Raw genomic sequence first — 13,099 nt, 5'->3', positions numbered from 1 at the left:
AGTGTCACTCCCAGGACAGCGCCCCGCCGGTCTGATACTCTGTCACGCGCGTCTCGAAGAAATTCTTCTCCTTCTTCAGGTCGAGGACCTCGCTCATCCACGGGAAGGGATTGGTTGCACCCTCATACTGGACGGGCAGGCCGATCTGCTGGCAACGCCGATTGGCGATGAATTTGAGGTAATCGTCGAACATGGCGGCATTCAGACCGAGAACCCCCCGCGGCATGGTGTCGACCGCATAGCGGTACTCGAGTGCCACCGCCTGCTTTATGAGGTCGACCACTTCGTTCTGAAAGGCCTCGGTCCAGAGCGCTGGGTTTTCGATCTTGATCTGGTTGATGAGATCGATGCCGAAGTTCAAGTGCATGGATTCGTCGCGTAATATGTACTGGAACTGCTCGCTCGCACCCATCATCTTGTTGCGCCGGCCGAACGACAGCATCTGCACGAAGCCGACATAGAAGAAGATGCCCTCCATGATCACGTAGTAGCCGATCAGGTTGCGCAGGAAGCGCCGGTCATTCTCTTCGGTACCCGTCGAGAAGTTGGGATTCATGAGTTCGCGGGTGAACTGGAGCTCGAACACGTCCTTGTCCGATATACACGCCACTTCGCGGTACATATTGAAGATCTCGCCTTGATCGAGGCCGAGGCTTTCCACGATGTGCTGATAGGCGTGTGTGTGCAGCGCCTCCTCGAAGGCCTGTCGAAGCAGGTACTGCCGGCATTCCGGATTGGTAATGTGCCGATAGATCGCCAGCACGAGGTTGTTGGCCACGAGCGAGTCGGCGGTCACGAAGAAGCCGAGATTGCGCTTTATGATGGTGCGCTCGTCCGGGGTGAGCCCGTTGGGGTCCTTCCAGGTCGCGATGTCGCGCGACATATTCACCTCTTGCGGCATCCAGTGGTTCGCGCAGGCATCCAGGTACTTCTGCCACGCCCACTGATACTTGAAGGGCACGAGCTGATTGACATCGGCCTGGCAGTTGATGATGCGCTTGTCGTCGACCTGGACCCGTCCCGACCCGATCTTCAGGTCCTCGAGTCCGGTGACGCCCCCTTGAGGGGCATTGGCCGTGGCCGGTGTGCCGTCAAAATCCAGCATGTTTTCCTCCTGATTTATTGGCATGCCTCGCACTGTGGGTCATTGATAGCGCAGGCCTTGGGGGCTTCGGGCGCCGAACCGCGTACTGCGTTCAAGGCCCCATCGTTTAGCGTCGACTTCTCCACCGAGGTGGCGCCCAGAGTGCGCAGGTAATATGTGGTCTTCAGGCCCTTTTCCCACGCCAACATATACATGTCGGACAACTTCCGCCCCGACGGTTCCGCCATGTAGAGATTCAGGCTCTGTGCCTGATCGATCCACTTCTGGCGGCGCGACGCGGCCTCGATGAGCCAGCGCGGCTCGATCTCGAAGGCGGTGGCGTACAGGGCCTTGAGGTCGTCTGGCAGGCGGTCTATGCCGCGCACGCGCCCGTTGTAATACTTGAGGTCATTGACCATCACCGGGTCCCACAGGCCGCGCTCTTTCAGGTCGCGAACCAGATGTTCGTTTAGGACCGTGAACTCGCCGGACAAGTTCGACTTCACAAACAGGTTCTGGTAGGTCGGTTCTATGCTTTGCGCGACCCCGGCGATATTCGAGATCGTGGCGGTCGGCGCTATCGCCAGACAGTTCGAGTTGCGCATCCCATGCTGCGCTATCGCCTCGCGGACTGGCGTCCAGTCGAGCTCGACGCCCCGGTCCATGGACAGCGATCCGCCACGCGCCTCCTCCACGAAGGCGATGCTGTCTATGGGCAGGATCCCCTGACTCCACAGCGATCCCTCATAGCTCGGATAGGCGCCGCGCTCCTTGGCAAGCTCGGTGGAGGCGAGGATCGCATAGAAGCTGACCGCCTCCATGGAGCGGTCGGCGAAGGTCATTGCTGCGTCCGAGCCATATGGCAGGCGCAGTTTGTAGAGCGCGTCCTGAAAGCCCATGAGCCCGAGACCGACCGGCCGATGGCGCAGATTGGAGGCACGCGCCTGGGGCACCGAGTAATAGTTGATGTCGATGACGTTGTCGAGCATGCGCATGGCGGTACGCACCGTGCGCCCGAGTTTCGCCATATCCATGCCGCCCTCATTGCCGACGTGGGCTGCGAGGTTCACAGAGCCCAGGTTGCAGACCGCAATCTCCTGGTCGGAGGTATTGAGCGTGATCTCGGTGTTCTTCGTGATCAGGCCGTTGACGGTCCACGCATGGGTCGGCGAGTCCACCATGAGGCAGTATGCGTCCTCATTGGGGAGCGGCGTGAGCTTGGTGAACGTCGCATAGCCGCGCTGCTTGTCGCTCACGTGCGGGCTGTCGCCATGGTTCAACGGGAAGTCTTCCTCGCCCACCTGAAGTACGGACGCGGCTATCGCATGGCCTTCGCTGCTGCTTATGATCAGACGGAAGAGCGAATGCCGCCAGTAGGCCTTATCGATCTGCTGGATATGCGTCTCGACGCCGAGGTTGGCCCACACGATCTGCAGGCTTTCGATGAACGGCTGGTCGTAGGAGGCCAGGGTGAGATTCTTGATCATCCCGTTCCCGGCCTGATAGAGGCCGCGCAGGTAGGCTGTTACCGTCTCCTTGTCGCCCTTCCAGATGAGCTCCGGGATGCCGACGTGCGCATGATCGCGCTCGTCGTGGGTCTCGTGCCAGGACTCATGGGTCTCTCCGGTCTCGTGCGAGACCGCCACCATGCGCGCCTTGCCGATATAGGCAAAGCGCGTCGCCTCGAGTTCGGTCACCATGCGATGCCGGCCGTAGGCGCTGCTCGCGGTCATGAGCCCTATCACGAAGGCGATCTCGGGGTTGTGCATGGGCCCGAACAGTCCTTCGCGTTGCTGAACGAGCAGGCGGTCTCCGGGCTTCAAGTGCTGCGCCTCGACCCAGCCGCGGTCCTTCACCCATACCTTGTGGTCCGGTGTGACCTTGTGGCGGTAGCCCTCCGCGGTTTCTATACGGACGATCGGCGCATTGGGTCGCGGCCGCAACATCTCCGAGGCATCGTAGACCCCGTCAAGCCCGACGACCCGGTTCTTACCGCCCAGGGTATAAAGCTCGCCCACGGTCAGTAAACCGCGATCGGTCACCACCCGCTGGTCGGCGGTCATGCAGCATAGATTGGAGCTGTGGACCACCCCCCTGTGGCGCTGAGGGCTGCGCAGATTGCAGGGGTCCTTGAAGGTAAGCCACGGGTGGCCCGTCTCAAACAGCATCGACAGCATCTTGCGCCACAGATCGAGCGCCCGGACCTTCTTGAAGAGCTTCAGTTCGCCGCGCGCCGCGCGCTCCTCGTGGCGTTCATAAGCCGCCCGGAACGCCGCACCGTAGACATCGTGCAGGTCGGCGGTGTCCGACGGCGAAAACAGCGTCCATTCGGCGCCCGCGCGTACCCGCTCCATGAACAGGTCCGGTATCCAGTTCGCGGTGTTCATGTCGTGGGTGCGCCGCCTGTCATCGCCGGTGTTCTTGCGCAGCTCGAGGAATTCCTCGATGTCCAGATGCCAGGTCTCGAGATAGGCGCAGACCGCGCCCTTGCGTCGGCCACCCTGATTGACCGCCACGGCGGTATCGTTGGCGACCTTGAGGAACGGGATCACGCCCTGTGATTTGCCGTTGGTGCCCTTGATGCGCGCCCCCAAGGCCCGCACGCGCGACCAGTCATTACCCAGTCCGCCTGCGTATTTCGATAGCAACGCGTTATCCTTGATGGCGCTATAGATGCCATCCAGGTCGTCCGAGACCGTCGTGAGGTAGCACGACGACAACTGCGAACGCAGCGTGCCGGCATTGAACAGGGTTGGGGTCGACGACACGAAATCAAAGGTCGACAGGATCTCATAGAATTCGATGGCGCGCGTCTCCCGGTCCACCTCGTTCAAGGCAAGCCCCATGGCCACGCGCATCCAAAACGCCTGCGGTAGTTCAATACGTCGCTCTTCACGGTGCAGGAAGTAGCGGTCATACAGGGTCTGGAGACCGAGATACGTGAAATTCAGGTCACGATCGGCCTTCAGTGCCTGCCCGAGGCGCGTGCCGTCAAATTCGGTCAGCCGCGGGTCGATGAGTTCCGCCTCCACCCCTTCGCGGATGAAGGCCTGAAAGTATTCCGCGTATTCGCCGCGCATTTCGCCATGGGTCACTGACCGGCCGAGCACCTCGCGCCGCAATACATCGAGCAGCAGGCGCGCGGTCACATAGGTGTAGTTCGGTTCCGTCTCCACCAGCGCCCGGGCGCTCAGGATCGCCGACTGCATGACATCGCGTTCGTCGACTCCGTCGAACAGGTTGCGGAGCAGGGCCTGGAGTACAGCGTCGGCCGAGACCTCGCGCAGGCCGCTGCAGGCCTCATCGATTACCGCCTTGAGCCGGGCCCGGTCGAGCGGCACGCTGCGTCCATCGGCGGTACGGACGTGAATCTCGGGTTCCTGCGCCGTGGCCTGGGCGCTGGCGCGCGCCTGGGCGCGCTGTTCGCGGTAGAGGACGTAGCGCCGGGCGGTCTCGTGGTGACCGTTGCGCATGAGCGCAAGCTCGACCTGATCCTGGATGTCCTCGATGTGCACGGTGCCGCCGCCGGGGAGCCGGCGCGTCAGCGCGGCGATGACCTGGTCTGTGAGTCCCGCTACGATCTCGCGCACGCGCGTCGAGGCCGCCCCTGAGTTGCCCTCGGTCGCCAGAAAGGCCTTGGTGATGGCGATCGCGATTTTGGAGGGGTCAAACCGCGTGGCATGCCCGTTGCGGCGAATGACGCGTAGGCCGTTTTCGACGACCGCCGTGCCTGGGGAAGCCTGTGACGATTGCGCGTAATCCATGGGGCCAGGTCTCCTTGGGGAAAGCGAATACGAGGTCAGGAGTCTACTGCAAGCGAGCGGCCTTGATCAACATCAACAACAAGATGTTGGGAATAAATTTAGCCTAATGCACAAGACCTAGCACGCCGGTCCACTATCGCCCGGGGCTGGGCGGCAGCCGCCGGGCGATGAGCGGCGTCCTCGGCTTAGAGCGGGGTCTTGAACAAAAATTCCGGGCAGGCGAACGCCGCCTGATGGATGCCGGCGTTGTAGTAGCGGGTGGCGACAGCGCGTTCGTGGCAGGCCTGTTCGCGAAAGCCCGCGAGCGTCGCATCCTTGCGCGCCCTGGTCGCACCCCGGTCTTGCCCGCCGGTCCGCTATTGCCGCGACGTCGGGCGATGAGCAGCGTGCTTTAAGCCTAGAGCAGGGTCTTGAACAAAAATTCCGGGCAGGCGAACGCCGCCTGATGGATGCCGGCGTTGTAGTAGCGGGTGGCGAAGGCGCGTTCGTGGCAGGCCTGTTCGCGAAAGCCCGCGAGCGTCGCATCCTTGCGCGCCATGGTCGCGCTCCACCAGCCCGACGGGTAGGTGCATTGCGGGAAGTGGACGGTGGCGACGTCCAGAAAATTCGCGCCGCGCAAGGCCTCGTGCATGGCCTTGATCAGAGACGCATGAAAGAGTGGCGATTCGCTTTGGCCCACGATGATGCCGTCGGCCCTGAGCGCCCGATGGCAGTCGGCGTAGAAGGCCTGCCCGAAAAGCCCGGCGGCCGGGCCGATCGGATCCGTCGAATCGACGATAATGATGTCGTAGGATCCCGGCTCGGCGTCCGCGACCCAGCGAATACCGTCTTGAAAATGAAGATGCGCCCTCGGGTCGTCGTTGGCCGCGCATAGTTCCGGGAAGAACCGTTCCGCAACGCGTGTCACGCGCTCGTCTAGCTCCACCTGATCGACGTGTTCCACCTCGTCGTGCTTTAGAACCTCGCGCAAGGTTCCGCAGTCGCCGCCGCCTATGATGAGCACCCGGCGCGGTGCCTGATGGGTGAAAAGCGCGGGGTGCGACATCATCTCGTGATACACGAAGTTGTCGCGATCGGTCACCATGACCAGACCATCCAGGGTCATGAGTGTCCCGAAGGTCTCGGTCTCGTAGATCTCTATATGCTGATAGGGCGATCGCTCATCGTGCACCTTGTCCTTCACGCGCAGCGAGATCGCCGATCCCTGGTCTGCCCATTCCTCCGTGTACCAACCGGCCTTGTCCATCAGAGGTCCCACAACACCACGGCGGCAAACGCCGCGCCGATCTTCTCGACGCGATGATCGATGGCCATCGATTTCAGGGTCTTTACCTCCCAGCCGCGCTTGCGCATACCCTCTTCGGCCATGCGCCGCACTACCGACTCCGCATCCTCGCGGTGACCATGGGCATGGTATTCCATGATAAGCCCAGGCTTTGCGGGATCGGTCGGCCAGGCCGCCGCCACCGCTGCGCAGATCATGGAACCTGGGATATCGGATTCCATGGCGGCGTAGGCCACGGGCACGAGCGCGCCGGGCGGGAGCACGAGCTCCGTGATCGGCACCTCGCGGGTCCCGGGAGGGACGATGGACGACATCTTGACGAGATTCGTGTTGCCGATGCCGGCGGCCAGCAAGGCGCCGTCGAAGGCATTCAAGGGCGTATAGCCCTCACTCGAGCCCGTCACGAACGTGTGGGACGTAGGTGTCTTGATAATCATGGCAAACCCTATCTTCGGGGCGGATCAGCCGATCGCGAGCTTCATGGCCGGTTGTTTGTCCTCGGCCACCGACATCATGTCGATCTGCCCGCGGTGGACCTCCATGGTCGACACATGGCCGGCGACCAGGGCCTCGCGCAGGTGATTGAAGCCGGTCTCCGCGGAAACGGAGTCGCCGCAGGTGAACAGATCGACTGCCGCATAACCGTATTCGGGCCATGTGTGGATGGCCAGATGGCTTTCGGCGATGATGACCGCGCCTGAGACCCCGTGCGGGGAAAAGTGATGGAACGTCTCCGTGACGATAGTGGCGCCGGATTTCACGGCGGCCTCCAGCATGTGGTTCCGAATGTATGCGACGTCGTTCAGAAGCGCTTTGTCGCATCCATAAAACTCGGCCACAATCTGATGTCCAAGTGAGCGCATGGGCAAGCCCTCCAATTCTGTTACCGAGGAACCCCCAGACCTTCGTCTAAGGCAGTCCCGTTGAAGTAGCTCCCGTGCACACCCGGTCAGCGTTAGGCCTGAGAGCGATGGGATCGCTAACAGAGAATGGCGGCCGCCTTCGGTGCCGTGGAATCGGGCGAATCATAGGCATCTTTTTCCGCTAATGCAATTTGATTTTGCATCCGAGGGCAAAATTGCCAGTCCGCCTCCGTCATTCGGCCGGATTCGGGTCGCCGGGTGCGGGGTGTGCGCGGGCAAGGCCGCAGCCCGCGCCGCGGTCGTGGAGGGCAGGGTGTGGTCAGGCGGCGGGCAAAGGATCGCCGCTTTTGGCGAGTGCGATCTCGCGGGTGAGATGTTTCAGGGCGGGCGTGACCAGCGCGACGAAGTACGCCTCGCGCACGCGCCGCTGGGCGGGATGGTGCGCAAGGTAACCGTTTGCACCGCAATGCAGCAGGGCGCTGTGCGCGGCGTCCAGGGCCAGGCGTGCCCCACGCGCGCGGATCGCGAGGATTTCGTCGAAGCGCCCGGGCGCACCCCCGTCGAGCCCGTCGGCGGCCGCCAGGGTCTCGGCGCGCAAGGCGCGCAGCCGTTCGCGCAGGTCCTCCGGCTGGTGCTCGATAAAGGCATTGGCGGGTTGCGCCGCCGAGTGCGTCTCGTCGATGAGGGTGAGTGCCCCCTGGACCAGACCGAGCGCCATGCCCATCTGCGCCAATATGAGCCCCGCGCGCATGCGCGCGAAGTAATCGTCGAACCCCTCGTCTGGGGCGATCACCTCGCTGTCTGCGAGGAACACGTCGTCGAACCGGCAACTCATGGTCGATGTCCCTTCGAGCGCGCAGAACGGCCCGGCGCGGCGCAGCGTGAGGCCCGGCGCGCCGACGCGCGCAAGCGCCATCAAGGTCCCGCCAGAGGTTGCCGCGGCCACCGCGAACACCGCTCCGGTGGCCAGGTTCGACACCCACGGGAGGGTGCCGTGGATGCGGTAACCGCCGGGCACGGCGACGGCGCGTAACCGCAGGGGCTCGAGTTGCGATCGGGCCTTCAGGAGATTGGACAAACCGGTGCCGGCCGCCTGCTGCCCCGAGCAGAGCGCGGGCAGCAGGCGGCGTTTGAGCGGCGTGTTGCCGCTTTTTTGCAGATACCAGGCGCACGATGTCTGGCACCACACAAGAAAGCCCGTCGAGACGCAGTGCTCGGAGCACGCCTCCATGCCCGTGATCACCCCCTTCAGGCCCCCGGGGCGCCCTCCGTAGCCGTGATCGACGGCGTGTCCGAAGCCGTAGACCCGTCCGTAATCGCGCAGGAAGGTCTGCGGGTGGTAGCCCTCCTTATCGATCCTCGGTGCCAGACCGGGAAGCTGGTCTGCCACCAAGCGCCGCAGGCGCGCAAGATCTCCTTCGTCCCCCATGGCCATTGGGGCGTCGGTCCGTCTGGCATCCTCGTGCACATCGGTCATCGGACCCCCTTAGTCAGCGAGCGTGACGGCTACGGGCACCGGGTTACGCAGGGTATTGGCGACCGGTGACCACGCGTCGGCGTGGGCCACCAGGTCCTCTAGCGCCGCGCGCGAGGTGTCGGCCTCTAGCACGAAGGTGGCGCGTATCGCGGTGAAGCCGAGCGGCTTGGGCGAAAGATCACCGACCCCCCAGACGGAGGTCACGTTGATGTCCCCCTCGAGCCGCACCTCGAGCCGGCGCAGGGTTATGCCACGGGCGACGGCATTGGCCTGTATCCCCACAGACAGACATGATCCCAGGGCCGCGAGCACCGCCTCCGACGGGTTGGGGGCGGTGTCGTCGCCGAGCAGGTGAGGGGGCTCGTCGATCACGTGTGGCGGGAGCGTGCGGATGTAGGTGAGGTTGCGAAACTTTCCCTCGCACACGGTGCGCGCCTTGAGAGTCACGACCGCCTCGGGGTTGGCCTTGCCGCGCGCCGCCAGGGCGGCCAGGGCCTCGCTATCCACCGGGGGCAGCGCGGCAGCACATGCGGCTTTTAGGGTTTCGGGCATAAACGGCTCCTTTCTATGGGGATGCGAACATTCGCACTGTGCGATGGGGCAATTCCCGTGCCAGCACGCAAACCCGCGCGCCGTGTCGTCTGCGAAGGATGGCGGGCGCGATGTGTCGCGCAAATTGTCAACAATCTGGCGGCACGTATTCGAGGCGTAGACGTTTCAACCGGTACGTGAACTGTCGAAGAGTCAAGCCCAGCAGACGCGCGGCCTGAGATTTGTTGCCGCGAGCGGCCTGCAGCGCATCACGGATGTGTGCGGCGTCGTATTCGGCGACGTGTCCATAGGCGCGTACGAGGCCCGCCGGTGCGGCGTCCGGCACGGCCGGCGTCATCTCCCCGGCCAGGGCCTGCTCGACCTCGCCGATCTCTATGAGATCGGTGTCGGCCAACAACACCAGACGTTCGACGACATTGCGCAGCTGGCGGATGTTGCCTGGCCAGTCGTAGCCCGCCAGTCTCCGCAACGCCGCCTGCGTGATGCGCATGGCGCGCCCGTGCGCGCGCGACAATTCGCGCATATGGAAGTCGACGAGCAGCGGGATATCGTCCGGGCGCTCGCGCAGCGCCGGCAGTCGGATGGGGACCACGTTCAGGCGATAGAAGAGATCCAGGCGGAACCGTCCGGCGCGCACCGACTCTTGCAGATCCTCGTTGGTAGCCGCCACTATGCGCGTGTTTACGGCAATGGCGCGCCGGCCGCCAAGCCTCTCGACGACGCGCTCCTGCAGGACGCGCAGCAGCTTCACCTGCAAGGGCAGCGGGATGTCGGCGACCTCGTCTAAGAACAGCGTGCCGCCGTGGGCCTGCTCGAAACGCCCGATGGAGGTGGCGTGGGCGCCCGTGAACGCCCCGCGTTCATGACCGAACAGCTCCGACTCGAATAGGTTTTCCGGTATCGCCCCGCAGTTTACGCGCACGAACGGTCCTTCGCGACGGCCGCTCATGTGATGCAGGGCACGGGCGAAGAGTTCTTTTCCGGTCCCGGATTCGCCCAGCATGAGCACCGAGGCGTCCGAGCGCGCCACGCGGTCGGTGCGGGCGAGCGCCGCGCGCAGCGGCTGTGAGGCCCCGATGATGCCGTGAATCGAAGGCGCCGTCGCGGGCGCGCCCGGGATCGCCGGTGCCTCGCTGATCCCGGCATCGCCACGCATCGCGCGCCCTGGGACCATCTCGCTTGTGTGGATGATCTGGCCGATGAAGGCCGCGGCGGTGTTCAGGATCTGCAGGTCGGCGGCCAGTGGTCGGCACCGCTCGCGCAGCCTATGCACCCCCAGCACGCCCACGATCCGGCCGCCCATGGAGATGGGCAGCGCGATAAAGGATACGGTGCCGGTCGGCAGACGGGCGCGCGGTACCGCACGCTGCAGGTAGTCGGGGTCGTCATTGATGTCCTGCACTATGATCGTGCGCCCACTCCCCAGCACCTTGCCGGTGACGCCCTCGCCGGAGGCGTAGATGCCGCGTGCGATTTCGTCGCGGCGCAGTCCGTAGGCATGTCGTATCACGCCGCGCCCATCGTCGTCGCGCAGGACGATGCGTCCGCGGTTCAGGCCCACGAGTTCCGACAGCAGATGGAGAATCTCGTAGAGGGCGATCCGCGCCTCCAGGCCCCGCCCGAGCAGGCCCGCCGCTTGGCGCACAAACAGCGCCTCCTGTTCGCGCAGGTCCTCACATCCCTTGTCGCTCGCCCGTCTATCCATGACCCGTTCTCCATCTTCTGGTATCCCTGGCGGCCATGCATAAAGCGTGCGCGATTTGGCAAAGAGTCGACAAAGTGTCGAACATTGGCCCGCCACATCCCATGCGTCCGGCGGTCTCGCTCACGCGTGGCCCGACGCCGCCCTGGCATGAGACTTGCTCTTTTCCGTCCTGTCCGACTCGAGGCGAGCGCCCCATGACATGTGACACAGGCCGACCGTATCCCGATCCTGATCCGCAAAGACCGCAGGGTCACGACGCGTGTCATAAGTCTCATATTGGTGCGCATGCGCCGCATGCGGGCGCCGATCCCGTGGCTGAGTCCGTGCTGCGGGCGCTTTATCCGCACAGCGGTATGCGTCGCGCGCTCTTGAAGAGTCTGGGGGCGCAGGGCCTACTCGCGGTGGTCGCAAGCCTCTTTCCCTACCGTGCCGCCGAGGCCATGCTTTGGGATCGGACCGCGCCCGAGCACAAGCATGTCCGCATCGCCTATCTCCCCATCATGTGCGCCACGCCGCTTATCATGGCCCATGCGCATGGCGGCTTTGCGCGCGAGGGTCTTGCCGTCACCCTCGAAAAGACTACCAGCTGGGCCATCGTCCGCGACCGCCTGGCTGCCGGTCGCCTGCAGGTCGCGCATCTGCTCGCGCCGATGCCGCTCACCATGTCCATGGGGGTGGGATCGCCGCGGGTGGGCGTGGATTGCGCGGCCCTGCAAAACATAAACGGCCAGGCCATAACTCTGCATCTGCGCCATAGGAACCGCCGCGATCCGCGGACGTGGAAGGGCATGCGCTTCGCGATCCCATTCGATTATTCCATACACAATCTCTTATTGCGGTATTACATAGCACACTATGGCCTCGATCCATCCCGCGATGTGACCTTACGCGTCATGCCGCCGCCCGATATGGTCGCCAATCTGCGCGCCGGCAATATCGATGGTTTTCTCGGTCCCGAGCCCTTCAATCAGCGCGCCGTGTATGATGGCTTCGGTTATATTCACACGCTTTCCCTGGACATCTGGGATGGTCACCCCTGTTGTTCCCTGTCGGTGCGAAGCGATCTGGTGCGCGAGGCGCCGGGGACCTTCGCGGCCGTGACACGCGCCTTGATAGCGGCCGCCGAGTTTGCCCATCCGGCCGCCAACCGCCCGGGGATGGTCGCGACACTCGCCTCGTCGCGATACTTGAATCAACCCGCCACGGTCGTAAACCAGGTTTTGACCGGGCGTTTCGCCGACGGCCTGGGCCATGTGCGCGATGTCCCCGACCGCATCGACTTCGCCCCCTATCCCTATCCGGCCATGGCGGTGTGGATCTTGAGCCAGTTGAAGCGCTGGGGTTATGTCCATCGTCACTTGCGCTACCAGGACATCGCGCGACAGGTGTACCTGGCCGCAGATGCCGCGCGTATGCTGCGCGCGCAAGGTTATGCGCAGCCCGCCTCCCAGGCCCCCGATTTCCGGATCATGGGTCGCACCTTCGATCCCGCGAGGCCGCGCGCCTATCTCGCCTCACTGGCCGATGGGAGGCGCTGATGGGGCCGCGCACGACGTGGCGTCCTGCGGCCGTGAGTCTCGCCCTCGCGACGATCCTGCTGTTTTTCTGGTATGTCGCGACTCTGCCGGCCCCCATCCATGCGCGGCCCGGCGCGTATGCCTCGCTTATGGCCCCGCGCGCCGAGGCCTCGGCCTTTCCGGGGCCCGGGCGCGTCTGGCGCGCGGCGCGCCATGTCTTTACGCACCCATTTCGGGATCGTGGCCCGAACCGCTCCGGCATCCTGCTCCAACTCGGGCTGTCGCTTGTCCGTGTGCTCTTGGGTTTTGTGTGCGCCGCCGCGGTGGCCTTGCCCTTGGGCTTTGTCATTGGCATGTCGCCCTTGTGGCGAGGCGCCCTGGCGCCCTTTATTCAGGTGCTGCGCCCCATCTCTCCGCTGGCGTGGATGCCGCTTGCGCTCTATACGGTCAAGGGTGCCGATGCCTCCGCGGTGTTCGTGATATTCATCTGTGCCCTGTGGCCGATGTTGCTGGCGACGAGCCACGCCGTATCGGCGGTGCCGTCCACCTGGATCGAGGTCGCGCGCAGTCTGGAGACGGGCCGCCTGCGTCTGGCCTTGTCGGTACTGCTTCCGGCGTGCGCGCCGGCCATCGTCAACGGCATGCGCGTCTCCATGGGTATCGCCTGGCTTGTCATCGTCGCCGCCGAGATGCTCGTCGGCGGACGCGGGATCGGCGCTTTCGTGTGGAATTCCTGGAACGATCTTTCCCTAAGCCGCGTGCTCGTCGCGATCTTTCTCATAGGCGTAGTGGGCATGGCGCTGGACGCGCTGTTTGCGCATCTCGCGCAGCGCGTCTCCTACGAGACATGAG

10 protein-coding genes are annotated in these 13,099 nt (G+C 64.1%); 2 read left to right on the top strand and 8 right to left on the bottom strand.

The genetic code is table 11. The features are described 5' to 3' along the window. Positions 1 to 4 precede the first annotated feature (4 nt). From C4900_RS14690 to C4900_RS16960, 8 genes are all read right to left on the bottom strand, one after another. Positions 5 to 1,105 (bottom strand): ribonucleotide-diphosphate reductase subunit beta, encoded by a 1,101-nt coding sequence (locus C4900_RS14690; RefSeq protein ID WP_267896461.1) that lies wholly within the window; start codon positions 1,103 to 1,105, stop codon positions 5 to 7. Positions 1,106 to 1,119: 14 nt separating this feature from the next. Next, entirely contained in the window at positions 1,120 to 4,848 is a 3,729-nt protein-coding gene (locus tag C4900_RS14685) for a ribonucleoside-diphosphate reductase subunit alpha (RefSeq protein WP_114283342.1), read from the bottom strand. A 397-nt stretch (positions 4,849 to 5,245) separates the two neighbouring features. Further along, complete coding sequence (gene speE / locus C4900_RS14675; RefSeq protein WP_114283338.1) at positions 5,246 to 6,094, bottom strand: polyamine aminopropyltransferase; 849 nt, start codon at positions 6,092 to 6,094, stop codon at positions 5,246 to 5,248. After that, positions 6,094 to 6,570, bottom strand: a complete 477-nt coding sequence (locus C4900_RS14670; protein ID WP_065971322.1) for a pyruvoyl-dependent arginine decarboxylase — start codon at positions 6,568 to 6,570, stop codon at positions 6,094 to 6,096. Before C4900_RS14670 ends, speE begins: the two co-directional genes overlap by 1 nt. A 24-nt stretch (positions 6,571 to 6,594) precedes the next feature. Further along, positions 6,595 to 6,996 carry an adenosylmethionine decarboxylase gene (gene speD, locus C4900_RS14665; protein ID WP_065971321.1) on the bottom strand — a complete coding sequence of 134 codons (402 nt, stop codon included), beginning with the start codon at positions 6,994 to 6,996 and terminating at the stop codon, positions 6,595 to 6,597. 319 nt (positions 6,997 to 7,315) lie between these two features. After that, on the bottom strand, positions 7,316 to 8,473 hold the full coding sequence (locus tag C4900_RS14660) for an acyl-CoA dehydrogenase family protein (RefSeq protein ID WP_114283337.1): 1,158 nt from the start codon (positions 8,471 to 8,473) through the stop codon (positions 7,316 to 7,318). A gap of 9 nt (positions 8,474 to 8,482) precedes the next feature. Continuing rightward, the gene (locus tag C4900_RS14655; RefSeq protein ID WP_114283336.1) at positions 8,483 to 9,025 is read right to left on the bottom strand and encodes an OsmC family protein; all 543 of its coding nucleotides are present in this window, start codon (positions 9,023 to 9,025) and stop codon (positions 8,483 to 8,485) included. A 127-nt stretch (positions 9,026 to 9,152) separates the two neighbouring features. Beyond that, positions 9,153 to 10,730: a sigma-54 interaction domain-containing protein gene (locus C4900_RS16960; RefSeq protein ID WP_114283335.1), complete on the bottom strand. Its 1,578-nt coding sequence runs from the start codon at positions 10,728 to 10,730 to the stop codon at positions 9,153 to 9,155. 311 nt (positions 10,731 to 11,041) lie between these two features. Between C4900_RS16960 and C4900_RS14645 the strand changes: the two genes are divergently transcribed. Both C4900_RS14645 and C4900_RS14640 read left to right on the top strand, forming a co-directional pair. After that, a complete protein-coding gene (locus C4900_RS14645; RefSeq protein ID WP_170132556.1) occupies positions 11,042 to 12,268 on the top strand; it encodes an ABC transporter substrate-binding protein in 1,227 nt (408 codons plus the stop codon). Next, positions 12,268 to 13,098: an ABC transporter permease gene (locus tag C4900_RS14640; protein WP_065971317.1), complete on the top strand. Its 831-nt coding sequence runs from the start codon at positions 12,268 to 12,270 to the stop codon at positions 13,096 to 13,098. Before C4900_RS14645 ends, C4900_RS14640 begins: the two co-directional genes overlap by 1 nt. Position 13,099: the final 1 nt, after the last annotated feature.

The sequence above is a fragment of the Acidiferrobacter thiooxydans genome (genome assembly GCF_003333315.1).
GTDB classification, from domain to species: Bacteria; Pseudomonadota; Gammaproteobacteria; order Acidiferrobacterales; family Acidiferrobacteraceae; genus Acidiferrobacter; species Acidiferrobacter thiooxydans.
The sequence above is the reverse complement of the archived record's forward strand: the minus strand, read 5'-3'. Positions and strand labels throughout refer to the sequence as shown.

What these genes read in the sequence shown, in the direction of transcription:
- speE (WP_114283338.1), bottom strand. Translation starts at nt 6,094, where the DNA reads ATGGACAAGGCCGGTTGGTACACGGAGGAATGGGCAGACCAGGGATCG.
- C4900_RS14670 (WP_065971322.1), bottom strand. Translation starts at nt 6,570, where the DNA reads ATGATTATCAAGACACCTACGTCCCACACGTTCGTGACGGGCTCGAGT.
- C4900_RS14685 (WP_114283342.1), bottom strand. Translation starts at nt 4,848, where the DNA reads ATGGATTACGCGCAATCGTCACAGGCTTCCCCAGGCACGGCGGTCGTC.
- C4900_RS14655 (WP_114283336.1), bottom strand. Translation starts at nt 9,025, where the DNA reads ATGCCCGAAACCCTAAAAGCCGCATGTGCTGCCGCGCTGCCCCCGGTG.
- C4900_RS14660 (WP_114283337.1), bottom strand. Translation starts at nt 8,473, where the DNA reads ATGACCGATGTGCACGAGGATGCCAGACGGACCGACGCCCCAATGGCC.
- C4900_RS14640 (WP_065971317.1), top strand. Translation starts at nt 12,268, where the DNA reads ATGGGGCCGCGCACGACGTGGCGTCCTGCGGCCGTGAGTCTCGCCCTC.
- C4900_RS14690 (WP_267896461.1), bottom strand. Translation starts at nt 1,105, where the DNA reads ATGCTGGATTTTGACGGCACACCGGCCACGGCCAATGCCCCTCAAGGG.
- speD (WP_065971321.1), bottom strand. Translation starts at nt 6,996, where the DNA reads ATGCGCTCACTTGGACATCAGATTGTGGCCGAGTTTTATGGATGCGAC.
- C4900_RS16960 (WP_114283335.1), bottom strand. Translation starts at nt 10,730, where the DNA reads ATGGATAGACGGGCGAGCGACAAGGGATGTGAGGACCTGCGCGAACAG.